The 16,311-nt window shown below is 69.4% G+C and carries 14 protein-coding genes and 1 riboswitch; of the genes, 5 read left to right on the forward strand and 9 right to left on the reverse strand.

Annotation, left to right across the window (positions count from 1 at the left end; translation table 11 throughout):
- The first annotated feature begins 48 nt into the window (after positions 1-48).
- A complete protein-coding gene (locus ACWDSL_RS03325) occupies positions 49-2,592 on the forward strand; it encodes an ABC transporter permease (protein WP_450481195.1) in 2,544 nt (847 codons plus the stop codon).
- Between the two features lie 87 nt (positions 2,593-2,679).
- Here the strand turns inward: ACWDSL_RS03325 and ACWDSL_RS03330 are convergent, their stop codons facing one another.
- From ACWDSL_RS03330 to ACWDSL_RS03370, 9 genes are all read right to left on the reverse strand, one after another.
- On the reverse strand, positions 2,680-4,005 hold the full coding sequence (locus tag ACWDSL_RS03330) for a class I SAM-dependent methyltransferase (protein WP_450481283.1): 1,326 nt from the start codon (positions 4,003-4,005) through the stop codon (positions 2,680-2,682).
- A gap of 206 nt (positions 4,006-4,211) precedes the next feature.
- Positions 4,212-5,582: an NAD(P)/FAD-dependent oxidoreductase gene (locus ACWDSL_RS03335; protein ID WP_450481197.1), complete on the reverse strand. Its 1,371-nt coding sequence runs from the start codon at positions 5,580-5,582 to the stop codon at positions 4,212-4,214.
- A gap of 397 nt (positions 5,583-5,979) precedes the next feature.
- A complete protein-coding gene (locus tag ACWDSL_RS03340; protein WP_450481199.1) occupies positions 5,980-6,921 on the reverse strand; it encodes a Ppx/GppA phosphatase family protein in 942 nt (313 codons plus the stop codon).
- On the reverse strand, positions 6,918-7,466 hold the full coding sequence (locus ACWDSL_RS03345; protein WP_450481201.1) for a DUF501 domain-containing protein: 549 nt from the start codon (positions 7,464-7,466) through the stop codon (positions 6,918-6,920). The genes ACWDSL_RS03340 and ACWDSL_RS03345 overlap by 4 nt, the downstream gene beginning before the upstream one ends.
- Before the next feature lie 60 nt (positions 7,467-7,526).
- Complete coding sequence (locus ACWDSL_RS03350) at positions 7,527-8,066, reverse strand: FtsB family cell division protein (protein WP_450481203.1); 540 nt, start codon at positions 8,064-8,066, stop codon at positions 7,527-7,529.
- 91 nt (positions 8,067-8,157) lie between these two features.
- Positions 8,158-9,453: a phosphopyruvate hydratase gene (eno, locus tag ACWDSL_RS03355; RefSeq protein WP_450481205.1), complete on the reverse strand. Its 1,296-nt coding sequence runs from the start codon at positions 9,451-9,453 to the stop codon at positions 8,158-8,160.
- Positions 9,454-9,658: 205 nt separating this feature from the next.
- Complete coding sequence (locus ACWDSL_RS03360) at positions 9,659-10,333, reverse strand: transglycosylase family protein (protein WP_450481207.1); 675 nt, start codon at positions 10,331-10,333, stop codon at positions 9,659-9,661.
- A 1-nt stretch (position 10,334) separates the two neighbouring features.
- Positions 10,335-10,507: riboswitch (cyclic di-AMP (ydaO/yuaA leader) on the reverse strand.
- A 261-nt stretch (positions 10,508-10,768) separates the two neighbouring features.
- Positions 10,769-11,767, reverse strand: coding sequence for a transglycosylase family protein (locus tag ACWDSL_RS03365; protein WP_450481209.1), 999 nt, complete (start codon positions 11,765-11,767; stop codon positions 10,769-10,771).
- 208 nt (positions 11,768-11,975) lie between these two features.
- The gene (locus ACWDSL_RS03370; RefSeq protein ID WP_450481211.1) at positions 11,976-13,247 is read right to left on the reverse strand and encodes a cytochrome P450 family protein; all 1,272 of its coding nucleotides are present in this window, start codon (positions 13,245-13,247) and stop codon (positions 11,976-11,978) included.
- A gap of 597 nt (positions 13,248-13,844) precedes the next feature.
- On the opposite strand from ACWDSL_RS03370, the gene ACWDSL_RS03375 reads away from it, so the two are divergent.
- From ACWDSL_RS03375 to ACWDSL_RS03390, 4 genes are read left to right on the forward strand one after another with little or no spacing between them, the layout of a single operon-like run.
- On the forward strand, positions 13,845-14,978 hold the full coding sequence (locus tag ACWDSL_RS03375; RefSeq protein WP_450481213.1) for a sensor histidine kinase: 1,134 nt from the start codon (positions 13,845-13,847) through the stop codon (positions 14,976-14,978).
- Positions 14,975-15,376 (forward strand): roadblock/LC7 domain-containing protein, encoded by a 402-nt coding sequence (locus tag ACWDSL_RS03380; protein ID WP_014177157.1) that lies wholly within the window; start codon positions 14,975-14,977, stop codon positions 15,374-15,376. The genes ACWDSL_RS03375 and ACWDSL_RS03380 overlap by 4 nt, the downstream gene beginning before the upstream one ends.
- Positions 15,373-15,744, forward strand: coding sequence for a DUF742 domain-containing protein (locus ACWDSL_RS03385; RefSeq protein ID WP_043487028.1), 372 nt, complete (start codon positions 15,373-15,375; stop codon positions 15,742-15,744). The genes ACWDSL_RS03380 and ACWDSL_RS03385 overlap by 4 nt, the downstream gene beginning before the upstream one ends.
- Positions 15,719-16,309, forward strand: coding sequence for a GTP-binding protein (locus ACWDSL_RS03390; protein WP_450481216.1), 591 nt, complete (start codon positions 15,719-15,721; stop codon positions 16,307-16,309). Before ACWDSL_RS03385 ends, ACWDSL_RS03390 begins: the two co-directional genes overlap by 26 nt.
- The last annotated feature ends 2 nt before the right edge of the window (positions 16,310-16,311 follow it).

Raw genomic sequence — 16,311 nt, forward strand, 5'->3', positions numbered from 1 at the left:
CCCGTACGCCTCCTGACGCCCCAGCCGCCCCCCTCACTTGGACTGACCATGCTCCGTACCGCCTTGCGCAACGTGCTCGCGCACAAGGCCCGGCTGATGATGACCGTGCTCGCCGTTCTGCTCGGCGTGGCCTTCGTCTCCGGCACCCTGGTCTTCACCGACACCATTTCCAGCGCCTACCAGAAGAGCTCCGAGAAGGGCTTCGCGGGCGTCGATGTCGCTATAAAGCCGCACAAGTCCGACGACGACGCCGGAAACCCCGGCGCCGCGCCCCGGCTGAACCAGCGCCTGCTGGACCAGGCCGGCCAGGTGCCCGGCGCCGCCTCGGCCACCGGCGCCGTCTCCGGCTACACCGCCGTCGCCGACAAGCAGGGCGACCTGCTGGGCAACGGCTTCGCCAACACCGGCGGCAACTACTACCCGGGCACCGGCGGCAAGGACCCGCGCTACACGCTGACCGACGGCCGCGCCCCCAAGTCCGCGGGCGAGGTCGCGCTCGACTCCAAGACCGCCGACCGCGGCCACTACAAGGTGGGCGACGCGGTCCGGCTGTCCGTGGACGGCCCGGTGCGCAAGGAGAAGGTCGTCGGCGTCTTCACCACCGACGACGGCAATGTCGCCGCGGGCGGCAGCCTGGTGCTGTTCGACACCCCCACCGCCCAGCGGCTGTTCGCCAAGCCGGGTGAGTTCGACGAGATCGACCTGAGGGCCGCCGCGGGCACCTCGCAGGCCACGCTGAAGTCGGGCGTCGACAAGATCCTGCCGAAGCTGGCCGAGGCCACCACCGGTCAGAAGCTCGCCGACGACCAGGCCGCCATGATCAAGACGCAGATGAGCGGTATGCAGACCGGCATGCTGGTCTTCGCCGGGATCTCGCTCTTCGTCGGCGTCTTCATCATCGCCAACACCTTCACCATGCTGGTCGCCCAGCGCACCCGCGAACTGGCCCTGATGCGCGCCGTCGGCGCCTCCCGCCGCCAGGTGACGCGCTCGGTGCTGATCGAGGCCACCGCCGTCGGCGCGGTCGCGGCCGTCACCGGTCTTGCGGCCGGTATCGGCATCGGCGCCGGGCTGCGCTCGCTGCTGAACTCCACCGGGGCCACCGTCCCCGACGGCCCGCTGGTCGTCTCCCCGACCGCCATCGCGGTCTCGCTGGTGGTCGGCGTCGTGGTCACGGTGCTCGCCGCCTGGCTGCCGGGCCGCCGCGCCGCGAAGATCCCGCCGGTCGCCGCGATGAACAGCGTGCACGCCGCGCCGACCACCCGCGGCCTGGTGGTACGGAACACCATCGGCGCCGTCCTCGCCGGGGCCGGTGCGGCGGGCGTACTGGCCGGAAGCGGTATGGGCAGCGACGGCAAGCTCCCCATGGGTCTTGGCGCGGCCGTCCTGGTGGTCGGGGTGTTCGTACTCACCCCGCTGCTGTCCCGGCCGCTCATCGCGGCCGCCGCCCCGCTGCTGCGCGCCTTCGGGATCTCCGGCAAGCTCGCCCGGCAGAACGCGGTGCGCAATCCGCGCCGTACCGCCGCCACGGCCTCCGCGCTGATGGTGGGGCTGACGCTGATCACGGGCATGACCGTGATCGCGGGCAGCGTCCAGAAGGGCATCGACAACCTGGCCACCGGCGCCCTCAAGTCGGACTACGTGGTCAGCCTGGGCGGCTTCGACGGCGTCCGCCCGCTGTCGCCCGATGTGGAGCAGACCCTGGGCAAGCTCGACCAGGTGACCGCCCTCAGCCCACTGCGCAACTCCGCGTCCCGGATCGACGGCGACACCGAGTACCTGACGGGCGTCAACGGCAAGACCATCCAGAAGCTGGTCGGCGTCGACTTCAAGGAGGGCTCCTTCGCCGGGCTCGGCGGCGACAAGGTCGTGGTGGACCACAAGACCGCCGACCGCAACGGCTGGAAGCGCGGCTCGGCCTTCACGGTCACCTACGAGGACGGCCGCAAGGGCCGGCTGAGCGTCGCGGGCGTCTACGAGGGCAACCAGATGATCCGCGGCATCATGCTGGACAACACCACCCTCACCCCGCATATGCGCACCGTGACCGATATGCAGGTGATGGTGAAGACCAAGGACGGGGCCTCCGACGCCACCAAGAACGCCATCGAGAAGGCGCTCGGCGACAACCCCGCGATCCAGGTCCAGGACAAGCAGGACATCTCCAACGGCATCGCGCAGTTCTTCACCCTGATGCTGAACATGCTCTACGGGCTGCTGGCCATGGCCGTCATCGTCGCGGTGCTCGGCGTCATCAACACTCTCGCGATGTCGGTCTTCGAACGGTCCCAGGAGATCGGCATGTTGCGGGCCATCGGTCTGGACCGGCGCGGCATCAAGCGCATGGTGCGGCTGGAGTCGCTGGTCATCTCGCTCTTCGGCGGGGTGCTCGGCATCGGCCTCGGCGTCTTCTTCGGCTGGGCCGCCGGTGAGCTGATCTCGAACGGGCTGCCCACCTACGAACTGGTGCTGCCGTGGGGGCGGATGACCGTCTTCCTGGTGCTGGCCGCGTTCGTCGGCATCCTGGCCGCGCTGTGGCCGGCCCGGCGGGCGGCGAAGCTCAACATGCTGGCGGCCATCAAGTCGCAGTAGCCGCTCGCCCCACCCCTGAGCGCCGGACGGGCCGAGCCCGTCCGGCGCTTGTGCTTCTCAGGCCGTTTCAGGGCGTTTCAGGGCGTTTCAGCCCCGCCAGTCGCGGGCCCGCAGCGGCATACCGGACGCGCCGCCGTCCGGCGTACGGACCGCCAGGACCTGGTTCACCCCGATCCGGTTGCGCTCGAAGGACAGCGCCGAGGCCGCCATGTACAGCCGCCACACCCGGGCCCGGCCCGGCGAGGTGAGCCGTACAGCCTGCTTCCAGTGGGCCTCCAGATTGGCGACCCAGCGGCGCAGCGTGAGGGCGTAGTGCTCGCGGATCGCCTCCACGTCGCGCACCTCGAAGCCCGCCTCCTCCAGCTGGGTGACGGTCCGCCCGACCGGGGCGAGTTCGCCGTCGGGGAAGACGTAGCGGTCGATGAACTCGTCGACGTGGTACGCCTCCTCGTCCGGTTCTGGGCGCCGCGCGATCTGGTGGTTCAGCAGCCGGCCGCCGGGCTTGAGCAGGGCGTGGAGGTCGGCCGCGTACTCGGCGTAGCGCGCGGCGCCGACGTGCTCGGCCATGCCGATCGAGGAGATCGCGTCGTACGGGCCGTCCGTGACCTCGCGGTAGTCCTGGACCCGGATCTCGACCTGGTCGGTGAGCCCGGCGTCGGCGACGCGCTTACGGGCGTACGCCGCCTGCTCCTGCGAGAGCGTGATGCCGACGGCCTGCACGCCGTACTCGCGCGCCGCGTGCAGCACCATCGAGCCCCAGCCGCAGCCCACGTCCAGCAGCCGCCGGCCGGGCCTGAGCGCCAGTTTGCGGCAGACCAGGTCGAGCTTGGCGCGCTGGGCGTCCTCGAGCGTGGCGCCTTCGGCCTCGGTGCCCTCCCAGTAGGCGCACGAATAGACCATGGAGGGGCCGAGCACCAGCTCGTAGAAGTCGTTGCCGACGTCGTAGTGGTGGCTGATGGCCTCCTTGTCGCGGCGCAGCGTGTGCAGCGGTCCGCGCCAGGTGCGGCGCGCCTCCTCGCGGGGCGGGGGCGGCGGCAGCCCGGGCCCCGCGAGGCCGACCAGGGTGCGGGCGGCGGAGCGCAGCGCGGGGTCGCGCAGCGCCTTGAGGGCGGCGGCGGCCTTCGACTGCCGCTGGGCTGTGGGGTCGCGCTCCCACACCAGTCCGGCCATCAGGTCCAGGGCCTCGTACAGATCGCCTTCGACGTCGAGGTCGCCGGCCACCCAGGCGCGGGCCAGGCCCAGCTCGCCCGGTTTCCACAGCAGCCTGCGCAGCGCCCTGCGGCGCCTTACGACCAGGACGGGGGTGTGCGGGGGGCCCGCCTCGCTGTGGTCCCAGGCGCGGATCCGGATCGGGAGCGGGGTTCCCAGCCCCTCCTCGGCCAGTGCGGCGAGCCGCTGGGCGGCGTCGGGCATATCAGACACCTCCGTGATGGTGAGTCAGGAAGATTCACTCACCACGTAAACACCATGAGGCCCGCCGTACAGTCCCGCCGACACGTCTGGAATCGGCAAAACCATCCGTCGGCACAACGCCGAAGGGCGTCCGCCCCACGGATGGCGGACGCCCTTCGGCGTTCAGAGGTGTCGCGGTTGCCGCGGTTGCCGCGGTTATCGCGGTGCTAGGAGGCCTTGGCCTTCTCGGCCTGCTTGGCGGCGGCGGCCGCGGAGACCGGGGCGGCGGCCTCGTAGAACTCCTCGCGGGGGTTCTCCATGGCGCCGAGGGAGACGACCTCGCGCTTGAGGAACATGCCCAGCGTCCAGTCGGCGAAGACCCGGATCTTGCGGTTGAAGGTCGGCATGGCCATGCCGTGGTAGCCACGGTGCATGTACCAGGCGAGCCGGCCCTTGAGCTTGATCTTGGTCTTGCCGAGGACGATCATCGCGACGCCCTTGTGCAGACCGAGCCCCGCGACCGCGCCCTTGTTGGCGTGCTTGTACTCGCGCTGCGGGAAGCCCCGCATACCCGAGATCACGTTGTCGCCGAGCACCTTGGCCTGGCGCAGCGCGTGCTGGGCGTTCGGCGGGCACCAGGCGCCCTCGCCGACGGCGAGGTCCGGCACCTGGGCGTTGTCGCCCGCGGCCCAGATGTACTCGGTGCCCTGCACCTGCAGCGTCGGCGCGGTGTCCACATGGCCGCGGGGGCCGAGCGGCAGGCCGAAGCGGGCGAGCGCCGGGTTGGGCTTGACGCCGGCGGTCCACACGATCGTGTTGGAGTCGACCTCGAGTCCGTTCTTGAGCACGACGTGGCCGTCGATGCAGGAGTCCATCGAGGTGCTGAGGTAGACCTCGACACCGCGCTTCTGCAGGTGCTCCAGGCCCCACTGGCCGAGCTTCGGGCCGACCTCGGGGAGGATCTTGTCGGCGGCGTCGACGAGGACGAAGCGCATGTCCTCGCGCTTCACGTTCGGGTAGTACTTCGCGGCGTCGCGCGCCATGTCCTCGACCTCGCCGATGGTCTCCGCACCCGCGAAGCCACCGCCGACGAAGACGAAGGTCAGCGCCTTGCGGCGGATGTCCTCATCGGTCGTGGAGTCGGCCTTGTCGAGCTGCTCGAGGACGTGGTTGCGCAGGCCGATGGCCTCCTCGATGCCCTTCATGCCGATGCCGTTCTCGGCGAGGCCGGGGATCGGGAAGGTGCGGGAGACGGCGCCGAGAGCGACGACCAGGTAGTCGAAGGGCAGCTCGTACGCCTCGCCGACGAGCGGCTGGACGACGGCGACCTTGCGGTCCTGGTCGATGGTCGACACCCGGCCGGTGAGGACCTCCGCCTTGGGGAGCACGCGCCGCAGCGGGACCACGACGTGGCGCGGGGAGATGCTGCCGGCCGCAGCTTCTGGGAGGAAGGGCTGGTACGTCATGTACGACCGGGGGTCGACGACCGTGACGGTCGCCTCGGCGTACCGCATCTTCTTCAGGATGCGGCGTGCCGCGTACAGGCCTACGTACCCACCGCCTACAACGAGGATCCTGGGACGCTCCGTGGTGCTCATGTTTCGAGTATCCAGCACCCTCAGGGGGGTGCCTCGTGAGCCCCTTCACAAGCATGGTGGGAGGGTCTGCTACACTCCGCGGCCCCCGTGACACACGCCATATCCGCACAGGGGAACCACCAGCTCCGGCGGCGCGTTGACAACCCCGCTGATCTGCACTTGTGAGGCAACGCGGGAGTAGACCACCGGGGTCCGGGACGGGTCTGTCATATGGCCGAAACAGGTGTCGCAGGGGCCGCCGGACGGGCCCGGCCCCCGAAACCGCCGCCGAACCGGCCTCCGGACTCACACCAGGCGGTCACCAGGGGCCTTTTTCATGTGAAGCTTTTCACGAACTTTTTCGCGCCCGGGTCTCCACCGGCCCCTCACAGGGGGTCCACACCCCCTCCGGACCCCGTCAGGCGAGGCTCCAGGCGATCCCGTCGAGGATGTCGTGCTCGCTCACCACGACCTCCTGAGCCCCGCACCGCTCCATGATCGTCAGCAGTACGAGCGCACCCGAGGCGATCACATCCACCCGGCCCTCGTGCATCACGGGGATCGCCGCCCGCTCGGCATGGGTGGAGCCGATCAGCTTGTCCGTGATCTCGCGGACCTGGTCCAGGGAGACGCGCGAGTGGTGGATGGCGGCGGGGTCGTACTCCCGCAGCTCCAGCGCGATACCGGCGACGGTGGTGACCGAACCCGCCAGCCCGACCAGACTACCCGCCTCCCGGATCGGCACCGTCTCCTCGACGACGTCGAGGGCCCGCTCGATATCCGCCCGTATGGCGGCGATCTGATGGACCGTCGGCGGATCGGTGATCCGTCCGTCCACGACCAGATGGCGCTCGGTCATCCGCACACAGCCGATGTCCACGCTGCGCGCGGCCCGCACATGGTCGTCGCCGACCACGAACTCGGTCGAGCCGCCGCCGATGTCCACCACCAGATACGGCCGGGCGAACCCCGCACGGTCCGTCAGCTCCTTGGTGGCGCCCGTGAAGGAGAACTCCGCCTCCTGGTCGCCGCTGATCACCTCGGGCTCCACGCCCAGGATCTCCACGACCCCGCGTACGAACTCCTCGCGGTTCTCCGCGTCGCGCGAGGCGGAGGTGGCGACGAAGCGGACCCGCTCCACGCCGAGCCCGCCGATCACCTCCGCGTACTCACGGCAGGCCGCGAAGGTGCGCTCCAGCGCCTCGGGGGCCAGCCGCCCGGTGCGGTCCACGCCCTGGCCGAGCCGGACGATGCGCATCCGGCGGTCGAGCTCGGTGATCCGGCCGGTGGCCGGATCGGCGTCGGCCACCAGAAGCCGGATCGAGTTGGTGCCGCAGTCCACGGCCGCGACGCGGGTCATGATCTGTCCCCCGCGTCGTCCGTCACAGCGCCGCACGGGGCCACGCACGGCCCCTTCGCCCACCACTTCGGCAGCATGGCGATGGCCTCGTCCCCGAGCGGGTTGACCCCGGGGCCCGCGGCGAGCGAGTGGGCGACCAGGACATGCAGACACTTGACCCGGTCCGGCATACCGCCCGCGCTCGGAAAGCCCTCAAGCACCTCGATCGCGTCACGGCGCGCTATGTAGTCCTCATGGGCCGCCCGGTAGGCGTCGGCCAGTTCGGGGTCGGTGGCCAGCCGGGCCGTCATCTCCTTCATCACGCCCTCGGCCTCCAGCGTGCCGATCGCGGAGGCGGCGCGCGGACAGGTCAGGTAGTAGAGCGTCGGGAAGGGCGAGCCGTCCTCGAGCCGCGGCGCGGTCTCCACGACGTCCGGATTGCCGCACGGGCAGCGGTGCGCGACGGCGCGCAGCCCGCGCGGAAGGCGGTTCAGCTGCTCCTTGACGGCGGCGATGTCCGCGTCGGTGGGCGCGGTGGGCTCCGTCTGCGGAGGGGGCGTGTGCATGGGTCGGAAGTTCTCTTCGATCGGTTCGGGGCCGGTCGCCTCCGGCGGCCGGTTCTTCGGTCAGCGCTTCACACGGCCCGCGGTATCGGCCTTGTCAGCGGCGTCCGCCGCACCAGCGCTGTGAGCCTGGTCAGCGCTGTCAGCCTGGTCAGCCTGGTCGACGGTTCGCCACATGTTGCTGTACCACGGGCGGTCGGCCGCGCCCTGGTCGGCGGAGCGCTCGGTCCGGCCACTGCCGTCGACCACGCTGTAGCCCGTCTCCCCCGGCTGCGTGAAGTGCAGCCGCTCACGGGCCTGCTGCTGGACGTACGCGGGGTCCTGGAGCCTGGCCTTCTGCTCGCGCAGCCGCTTGACGTCCTCGCGCTCCTTCTGTGCCTGGCGCCGCTGGTCGGAGATGTCCGAGCGCTGCGAGATGTACTGCCGCATCGGGTACGCGAGGGCCACCACGAGCGAGCAGACGACCAGCGCGAGCAGCGCGGCCCGGCCGGTGAGCCGGCTGCGGCGGCGTCGGATACGGGCGCGGTAGACACGGGCCGCGGCGTGCTCGCCGAGCGCCCTGAGCCTGGTCGCGGTGGAGAACCGATCCCGATCCGCCGGCACGTCGCCTCCCCGGTCGTGACTTCGCTGCGTACGCCGTCCCCGGCCACGGTACGGGACCGTGGCCGGGGACGTGCGTCAGGCTCGGCGGAGCTCAGCCCTTGAGGACCGCGCCCTTGAACCGCGGGAAGGCGGAGCGGCCCGCGTACACCGCCGCGTCGTCGAGGATCTCCTCGATGCGCAGCAGCTGGTTGTACTTGGCCACGCGCTCGGAGCGGGCGGGGGCACCGGTCTTGATCTGGCCGCAGTTGGTGGCGACGGCCAGGTCCGCGATGGTGACGTCCTCGGTCTCGCCGGAGCGGTGCGACATCATGCACTTGAAGCCGTTGCGCTGGGCGAGCTCGACGGCGTCCAGGGTCTCGGTCAGCGAGCCGATCTGGTTGACCTTGACCAGCAGCGCGTTCGCGGTGTTGCTGTCGATGCCGCGGGCCAGCCGCTCCGGGTTGGTGACGAACAGGTCGTCGCCGACCAGCTGGACCTTGTCACCGAGCTGGTCGGTGATCGTCTTCCAGCCGTCCCAGTCCTCCTCGTTCAGCGGGTCCTCGATGGAGACCAGCGGGTACGCGTCGACCAGCTCGGCGTAGTACGCGGTCATCTCGGCGGCGCTGCGGGTCTGGCCCTCGAAGGTGTAGGCGCCGTCCTTGTAGAACTCGGAGGCGGCCACGTCGAGCGCCAGCGCGATGTCCTGGCCCGGCTGGTAGCCGGCCTTCTTGATCGCCTCGACGATCAGGTCCAGGGCGTCGCGGTTGGAGTTCAGGTTCGGCGCGAAGCCGCCCTCGTCGCCGAGGCCGGTGGACAGGCCCCGCTCCTTCAGCACCGACTTCAGGGTGTGGTAGACCTCGGTGCCCCAGCGCAGCGCCTCGGAGAAGGACTCGGCGCCGATCGGCGCGATCATGAACTCCTGGATGTCCACGTTGGAGTCGGCGTGCGAGCCGCCGTTGAGGATGTTCATCATCGGGACCGGCAGCAGGTGGGCGTTGGGGCCGCCCAGGTACCGGAAGAGCGGGAGGTCGGAGGCCTCGGAGGCGGCGTGCGCGACCGCGAGCGAGACGCCGAGGATCGCGTTGGCACCGAGCGAGGACTTGTCCGGGGTGGCGTCCAGGTCGAACATCGCCTGGTCGATCAGGCGCTGCTCGGTGGCGTCGTAGCCGACGAGCTCCGGACCGATCTGCTCGATGACGGCCAGGACGGCCTTCTCGACGCCCTTGCCGCCGTAACGGCTCTTGTCGCCGTCGCGGAGCTCAAGGGCCTCGAAGGCGCCGGTCGAGGCACCGGAGGGCACGGCGGCACGGCCGGTGCTGCCGTCGTCGAGGCCGACCTCGACCTCGACCGTGGGGTTGCCTCGCGAGTCGAGGATCTCGCGAGCTACGACGACGTCGATGGACGACACGAGGATCTCCTTCGTATGGGTCTGTCTCTGCGGCATGAGCCTAACGGGCCCGGAGTGCCCACCCGACGAAGCCCCGGCGGGGCGCGCCTCGCTTGGGGGGCGGCGCGCCCGGCCGGGGCAGTCTTCGGGGGTGTTGGGGCCGGGGAGGGTGCCGGGGTGGGGGGAGGCCCGGCTGCCGGGGTGGGGGGAGGCCCGGCCGGGTGGGTCAGGAGAGGTGGAGCAGCTGGCCCGGGAAGATGAGGTTGGCGTCCTCGACGATGTCCTTGTTCAGCTCGAAGAGCTTCTTCCAGCCGCCGTCGACGTGGTGCGCGTCGGCGATCTTGGAGAGGGTGTCGCCGGACTTGACCTTGTACTCGCCGTCGCCCTTCTTGATCGCGTGGCGGGCGTGCCCGCGCCCGGCGTGCTCGCTCTCCTCGCGGGGCTGCGCCTTCGGCTTGGCGGGCTGCGCGGGCTTGGCCGTCTCGGCCGGCTGGGCGGGCTGGGTGGTGGACGTCGAGGGGGTCGGGGTGCCGCCGGTGGTCAGGCCGGTGCCGCACACCGGCCAGGCGCCCTTGCCCTGTCCGGCCAGGACCTTCTCGGCTATCTGGATCTGCTGGTCCTTGGTGGCCAGGTCGGCGCGGGCCGCGAAGGAGGTGCCGCCGTACGCGGCCCAGGTGGAGTTGGTGAACTGGAGGCCGCCGTAGAAGCCGTTGCCGGTGTTGATCGACCAGTTGCCGCCGGACTCGCACTGCGCGACCGTGTCCCACTGGGCGGTGGTCGCGGCCGAGGCGGAGGTGGCCCCCAGGAGCGGTGCGGCGACGGCCGCACCAGCGACGCCGGCGAGCGCGGCGATGCGGGTGACCTTGGAGGGACGGCGGTGCTTACCCTTGTCGTTACGCATGTTCGTTCCTCACCGACGCCTACGAGGTGAGCTGTCGGGTTCGGACTGTGAGTTGCCCGGCCCAGATGCGGCTTGACCGCACCCTGGCTTCACCCCGAGCCGAACGGGCCCGTCTCCAGGCCGCTACGGCGCCTACCTTGGTTCCCCCGCTCCTGCCTTCGGCGCATAAGCGTCGGTTTCCCCCCGACCGCCGGCAGGACTCGGCGTGACGATCGACGGTGCCCGCGGTGGCGAGCGGAAAGACGTTAAACACACCTTCCGATGAGGTTCAAACCCCGACATCCCAGCGAATGAGGCCGTATCCGCACCCAGCCATCCCACATCTACGCAGGTGAGGCCGGGTGCGGAAAGATCGGACAGGCTACGCACGCCGGGCGATGTGACGAGATGTATGTCTCACCACCGCCAGATCGGGCAATTCATCCCGAACTGCCGCTACCTGGCGCCGAGATCGAGACGCTGACCAGGATGGATAAGGCCCGGGTCGGTTCCGATGAGCGGTTCGTCGGCCTCGTAGAGCTCGGGCCGCCCTCCGTCAGCCTTTTGGTCGTCTCGGTCGTCCGCGATGTCTGACAAGCTGTCATCGCCGCGCACGGTGTAGTCCTCGCGGCCGAGGGGCTGAACGGGGATCTCGGTGCGCTCCGCGTCGTCGCGCGAGGCATGGCGGCCCGAGGACCGGGCGTCGTCGTCCGCCGTGCCCGCGGAGCCCTGCTCGCGGGCGTCGGGCGCGCCGCGGTGACGGCCGGTGGGAGAGGTGGCGGAGTCCTCGCCCTTCGCGTCGCGGTCGGAGCGCTCGTCGCCCTTGTCGGGCGCGGAGTCGCCCTCGTCGCGGGACGCTTCGCCGGAAGCGCCCGACTTCCCACCCTTTTCACCGGACTTGTCGCCGGGAGTCGCGGAGGGGTCCGACTTACCGGTCTTGTCGGACGTATCGGAATCTTCGGAACTACCGGAACCATCGGAGCTGTCCGACCGATCGCCCCGACTGGAGTCGTCGGACGCGTCGTCCGTATCGGAGTCGCCGATCCCGGTGGGCTCCTCCGTCCCCCAGCTACCGCTGGGCGGTGCCCCCTCCTTGGCTTCGGGCGTCCCCTTCCCGCCGGGGTTCACATCCAGCGCGTCGCCGAGGCCGGCGAGCCCGGCGTCCAGCGCACAGCTCGGCCAGGCGTCCGGGCCGCGGTCGGCGAGGATCGCCCGGGCGATGGCTATCTGCTGGGAGCGGCTGGCGAGGTCGGGGCGCGGGGCGTACTGCTGGCCGCCGTACTTCTTCCACATGTCCAAGGTGATCTGCAGACCGCCATAGAAGCCATTGCCTCCGTTGGCGCTCCACATCCCACCGCTCTCGCATTCGGCGACGCGGTCCCACGCCTGGGTGGTGTCCGCGGCCTGGGCGCCGACGGCGCCGAAGAGCGGCATGGCGATGCTCGCACCCGTCACCCCCGCTGCGATCACGATTGCCGGAGCCTGACGGGGGCGGCGGTGTCGACCGTTCCCGGAGCGCATGCGTTCTGCCTCTCGTGTGGCGGCTGAGTCGTCGGTTGAACATAGCGACGCCATCTGATCATCACAAGCAGATGTATCCCAGGTCACGCAGTGATCACGTCGTTGACGTTATGTCACATATGCCGGGCACCAAGGGCGTTTGCTAGGTGATCGGGCCCCAGGCCACGGGCAGTTCACGCAGCCCGCGCATGATCAGACCGCCGCGCCGGCGGATCTCTTCCGGCTCCACCGCGAGCCGCAGATCGGGCAGGCGCCGCAGCAGGGTGCCGATGGCGGTCCGGGCCTCAAGACGGGCCAGTGGTGCGCCCAGACAGTAATGGATGCCATGGCCGTATCCGAGGTGCTGGTTGTCGGCCCGGGAGAGATCGAGCACATCGGGTGAGTCGAAGCGCTCGGGGTCGCGGTCGGCGGCGGCGAGCACCACCAGCACCGGTTCGCCCACGGCGATCCGCTGCCCGCCGATCACCACGGGTTCGGTGGCGAACCGCCAGGTCGCGATCTCCACCGGCCCGTCATAGCGGAGCAGTTCCTCGACACCGGTCGTCAGCAGCCCCTCATCCCCTTCCTCGGCGGCCCGCCGCAGCCGGTCGCACTGGACGGGGTCGCGCAGCAGCGCATAGATGCCATTGCCAATCAAATTCACGGTCGTCTCAAAACCCGCGAACAGAAGCACAAAGCACATGGCCGCGGCCTCGTTCTCGGTCAGTTGCTCACCGTGGTCGCTGGCGCGGATCAGCCCGGAGATCAGGTCGTCTGCCTTCCCCTCTCCATCCTCGCGCAGCGACTCCCGCTTGCGGTGGATGAGATCGGCGAGATAGGCGCGGATCCGCTTCACCGCCCGGGCCACCCCGCCGCGCGGCCCGCCGCCGTGCCGGATCATCATCCCGGCCCAGTCCCGGAAGTCGTCCTGGTCCTCCCGGGGTACGCCGAGCAGATCGCAGATGGCGTAGATGGGCAGCGGGAAGGCGAACTCATGGATCAGATCCGCCTCTCCTCTTATCCGGAACCCGTCGATGAGGCCGTCGGTCAACTCCCGCACCCGCGGGGCGAAGGCCGCCACCCTGCGGGGGGTGAACGCCTTGGACACCAGCCGCCGCAGCCGGGTGTGGTCGGGCGGGTCGATATTGAGCAGATGTGTCATGAGATCCGCACTGCGCTCGCCCGGAATGCCCACCTTGCCCTTGGCGTGGGCGGCTTCGCTGTGATGAATCGGATTCTTCGACAGCCGAGGGTCGGCGAGCGTGGTCCGAGCGTCGGCGTAGCGGGTCACCAACCACGCATCGACTCCGCTGGGCAGAGTGGCCCGATGGACGGGTGCGTGCTCCCGTAGCCAGGCGTACGCGGGATACGGATCGGTGGCGAACTCCCAGCTGAAAAGGGTCGGGGAGTAGGCGGGGTGGTGCCGGTCTGACATCCCCCGACAATACGGCAAGGTCCGGAATCTCTGATTCCGCATAAAAAGGGCATAAACGCCGGGCGTTTATCCGATGTCCGTGCGGATGCCCGATCGACCGCTCGAGCGCGGCCCGATTGGCCGATATCAGACCGCCACCGCACCCCCGGCGGCACCCCCGGCAGCACCCTCGGCTCGCCCGGCCACGCGATGTCCTGCCGCACCCCGGCCGCCTCCGCGAACACCCGGCGAAGAGCAGATGGCTGAATCGGCGTCAGGTACGCGAATGGGCCGGAGGCACATGCACATCGGCCCCTGACCCTGGTGATACGATCACCGCGCTTGCCAGGCGAGCCATGGGCGCGTAGACACGCGGCGATCCGGCAAAAAGCCGAAAAGGGTCATCACTCTGAGGAGCATTATGCCGCCAGTCGGGCATGTGGGGCCGATCCGGCAGACCGATGCCCCCGCGCTGGCGCCGTGGAGACGTGCGCGCTGTCCTCGAGCCGAGCGGGCGCCGTCCGGACACTGACTCGCCGCCGTCCCGCCCACGAATTCGGAACGCACCGTGCGAAACCCTTTCAGTCCCTGGCGGTCTAGTCGCTTAAAGAGAGTCTCATGACGCAATACATACAGGATCCAGCGCTCTGGGCTCTGATCGTTGGTACCCCTCTCGCCGCAACTGCCATATTTCGCGGGAGAAAGGCGCGTACACAGCTCGTCAACGAGAAGACCGAGCTCCAGAATCGCTATACCGAGCTTGAGAGCAATTATTCGGCCTCGGTACAGGAAGCCCATACCCGCGCGGAAGAGGCCACCAAGAGCGCGCTGAAGTCCGCGATGCGCACGCTCCAGGGTCTCGCCAACGAGCAGCAGCTGGCGATCTCCAAGACTCAGGAGAGGTACGGCGAGCACCACATGCTCCAGGACCTCCTCGAGATCGACCACATGAACTCGCAGTTCGGCCGACGTGCCCAGTCCATCGCGGTGCTCTGTGACGGCTGGCTCGGCCGTCAGCGCACCGTCGCCTCGGTGTACGACGTGGTCCGCAGCGCCAAGGGCCGTATCCGTCACTACACCCGCGTCGAGATCCGCTCCCAGTCCAACTTCGCGGTGGTCAGCCGCGCCGTCGAACCGGTCGCGCTGGCGCTGGCCGAACTGCTGGACAACGCGACCAGCTACTCGGCGCCCGACTCCCCGATCGACATCACCATCCGCACCGTGCCCAAGGGCGTCTGCATCATCATCGACGACGCCGGTGTCGGTATGAACGAGGAAGAGAAGAACAGGGCCGATGAGCTCCTGTCTTCCAAGCGCGCGTCGGGCGTCACGGGCCTGGGAAACCCCCCGCAGTTCGGTTTCGCGGTCATCGGTGTGCTCGCCGCCCGATATGGCTTCACTGTCTCCGTGGATTCGGCCTCTCCCTACGGTGGTGTGCGAGCGGTGGTACTTCTGCCCGAGGACCTTCTGACCAACATGCCCGAGCCGGAGGAGCCGCCGGCGGCCGCCCAGCCCGCCGCCCGCGACCGCGACCGCGGCCGCGACGAGGAGACTCCCGCCGACCCCTCCACCTCCGGGGGACTGCCCAAACGCCGGCGCAAGGGCTCGATCTCCATCGTGCCCAAAGCGGACTTCACGCCCGCCCAGGCCCGGTCGAGCGAGGAAACCGCCTCGATCATGGGCGCCTTCCAGCGCGGCACTCAGTCCGGCCGCTCCGCAAACCCGAGCAGGGAAGGGCACGATCTTTCGTGAACAACGATCTGTCATGGATGCTTGACAGCGCCCTGGAGGTACCAGGCGCGCGCCATGCGCTCCTGGTCTCCGCCGACGGTCTGCTGATGGCCCGCTCCAAAGACGTCCAGAAGGACGAGGCCGACTCGATCGCCGCGGCGATGAGCGGCATCCAGTCGTTGAGCCGCACGATGTCCAGCTTCTGCGGCGATCCCCGGATGAGCTGGCGTCAGACGCTGGTGGAGTTCGACGGTGGCTGGGTCTTTCTGATCTCCGCCGGAGAAGGCGCCTATCTGGCCGTCTCGTCCGCCCCCGATGTCGACATGGCGGACATCACCTTCCGGATGCAGCAGCTCGTCGGCCAGCTCGGGAAGGCCCTCAGCACTCCGCCTCGAGAGAACACAAGTATTCAGGCATGATTACACCGGGTGAGCAAGAGCCAGAGGCCGCGCCCTTAGTGCGACCGTACGTCATCACCAACGGTCGCGGTTTGCCGGAGAACGACCAGTTCAATCTGATCACACTGGTCACCGCCTCCGAAAGACGGCCGCCGAGCCATTACGACCCGGAGAAGCTCCGCCTGTTGGACCTGTGCGGCGGCGGCTATCTCTCGGTCGCCGAAATCGCGGGACACCTGGGACTTCCCATCGGCATCGTGAAGGTTCTGCTGTCCGATCTCTCCTCGGACGGCTATCTCGTCACGCGCGCCCCGGCGCCCCCCGCCCAACTCGTCGACGTATCGGTCCTTCAGGAGGTGCTCGATGGTCTCCAGGCCCGCTTCGGATGAGGACGTCTATCTGCGCAACAATGTGCAGATAGCTGCCAAGATCCTGGTGGTGGGGCATTTCGCGGTGGGCAAGACGACCTTCATCGGCACCATGTCGGAGATTCCCCCGCTGCGTACCGAGGAAACCATGACGCAGGCGGCGGCTCATATCGACGATCTGCGCGGTGTCCAGGGCAAGACCACGACCACCGTCGCCATGGACTTCGGCCGGCTCACCCTCAGCGACCGGCTTGTCCTGTATCTGTTCGGCACCCCCGGACAGCAGCGCTTTGTGCAGGTCTGGGAGGACATGACCCGCGGCGCCCTCGGGGCGCTGGTACTGGTCGACCCCGAGCGCCTCAAGGAGTCCTTCGACGTCATCGACCTGGTCGAGCAGTACGGACTCCCCTACGCGATATCCGTGAACCACTTCGACGGCACACCGGACCGCTCCGACGATGAGCTGCGTGAAGCTCTCGATCTGCTTCCGGACACCCCCGTCGTCACCTGTGACGCGCGCGATGAGAAGTCATCGGCCAACGCGCTGATCACGCTGGTGCGTTATCTGCAGGATCGTGCCCGCTAGGA

The sequence above is a fragment of the Streptomyces sp. NPDC000941 genome, from assembly GCF_053599555.1.

What these genes read in the sequence shown, in the direction of transcription:
- ACWDSL_RS03325 (WP_450481195.1), top strand. Translation starts at nt 49, where the DNA reads ATGCTCCGTACCGCCTTGCGCAACGTGCTCGCGCACAAGGCCCGGCTG.
- ACWDSL_RS03330 (WP_450481283.1), bottom strand. Translation starts at nt 4,005, where the DNA reads ATGCCCGACGCCGCCCAGCGGCTCGCCGCACTGGCCGAGGAGGGGCTG.
- ACWDSL_RS03335 (WP_450481197.1), bottom strand. Translation starts at nt 5,582, where the DNA reads ATGAGCACCACGGAGCGTCCCAGGATCCTCGTTGTAGGCGGTGGGTAC.
- ACWDSL_RS03340 (WP_450481199.1), bottom strand. Translation starts at nt 6,921, where the DNA reads ATGACCCGCGTCGCGGCCGTGGACTGCGGCACCAACTCGATCCGGCTT.
- ACWDSL_RS03345 (WP_450481201.1), bottom strand. Translation starts at nt 7,466, where the DNA reads ATGCACACGCCCCCTCCGCAGACGGAGCCCACCGCGCCCACCGACGCG.
- ACWDSL_RS03360 (WP_450481207.1), bottom strand. Translation starts at nt 10,333, where the DNA reads ATGCGTAACGACAAGGGTAAGCACCGCCGTCCCTCCAAGGTCACCCGC.
- ACWDSL_RS03370 (WP_450481211.1), bottom strand. Translation starts at nt 13,247, where the DNA reads ATGTCAGACCGGCACCACCCCGCCTACTCCCCGACCCTTTTCAGCTGG.
- ACWDSL_RS03375 (WP_450481213.1), top strand. Translation starts at nt 13,845, where the DNA reads ATGACGCAATACATACAGGATCCAGCGCTCTGGGCTCTGATCGTTGGT.
- ACWDSL_RS03385 (WP_043487028.1), top strand. Translation starts at nt 15,373, where the DNA reads ATGATTACACCGGGTGAGCAAGAGCCAGAGGCCGCGCCCTTAGTGCGA.
- ACWDSL_RS03390 (WP_450481216.1), top strand. Translation starts at nt 15,719, where the DNA reads ATGGTCTCCAGGCCCGCTTCGGATGAGGACGTCTATCTGCGCAACAAT.